General features: G+C 75.0%; 1 protein-coding gene. It reads left to right on the top strand.

What is annotated here, in order from left to right:
- On the top strand, nt 1-1102 hold a 1102-nt coding region (locus tag MXD62_RS27610; protein ID WP_248832319.1), incomplete at both ends, for an acyltransferase domain-containing protein.

Below are 1102 nucleotides of genomic sequence, written 5' to 3'. Positions count from 1 at the left end.
CGGCACCGCCATCAACCAGGACGGCGCCTCCAACGGCCTCACCGCACCCAACGGACCCGCCCAACAACGCGTCATCCAGACCGCGCTGGCGAACGCCCGGCTACGCCCCGACCAGATCGACGTCGTCGAGGCCCACGGCACCGGCACCCCGCTCGGTGACCCCATCGAGGCGCAGGCCATCCTCGCCACCTACGGCCAGAACCGGCCCGCCGACCAGCCCCTCTGGCTCGGCAGCCTCAAGTCGAACATCGGGCACACCCAGGCCGCCGCCGGCGCCGCCGGCATCATCAAGCTGGTCCTCGCGCTCCAGAACGATCTGCTGCCGCCGACCCTGCACGTGGACGAGCCCACGCCCTACGTCGACTGGTCCACCGGCGCCGTCGAGCTGCTGACCGAGGCCCGGCCGTGGCACCGCAACGGCCATCCCCGCCGCGCCGCCGTCTCGTCCTTCGGGATCAGTGGCACCAACGCCCACGTCATCCTCGAGGAACCCCCGGCGGCCACCACAACGGCGACAGCGACAGCCCCGGCGGCGGGGGCGGCGCCACTGCCGGGGCCGGTGCCGTGGGTTCTGTCAGCTCGCACCCCGGACGCGCTGCGCGCCCAGGCGAACCGGCTCGCCGCTTTCCTCCGGTCGGCGCCGGCCGCCGACCTGGCCCCCGTGGAGATCGCGGACGCGCTGGTCACGGCGCGGGCCGTGTTCGAGCAGCGCGCCGTCGTGCTCGGCGCGGACCGCGACGACCTGCTCAGCGGGCTCGGCGCGCTGGCCGCGGCGACGTCCAGCGCGCGGATCGTGCGCGGCGCCGCCGACACGACCGCGAAGACCGTGTTCGTCTTCCCCGGCCAGGGCAGCCAGTGGCCGGCGATGGCCCGTGACCTGCTGGCCGCCAGCCCGGTCTTCGCCGAGCACATCCACGCCGTCGCCGCGGCCCTCGCCCCGCACATCGACTGGAACCTGCTGGACGTCCTCAACGAGGCCCCCGGCGCCCCGAGCCTCGACGAGGTGGACGTCGTCCAGCCGACGCTGTTCGCGGTGCTCGTCGCCCTGGCCCGGCTCTGGCAGCACCACGGCGTGCACCCGCAGGCCGTCGTCGGCCACAGC

The organism is Frankia sp. Mgl5 (assembly GCF_023242985.1).
Taxonomy (GTDB): domain Bacteria; phylum Actinomycetota; class Actinomycetes; order Frankiales; family Frankiaceae; genus Parafrankia; species Parafrankia soli.
Note: the sequence above shows the minus strand (reverse complement) of the source record. Positions and strands in the feature narration are given on the sequence as shown.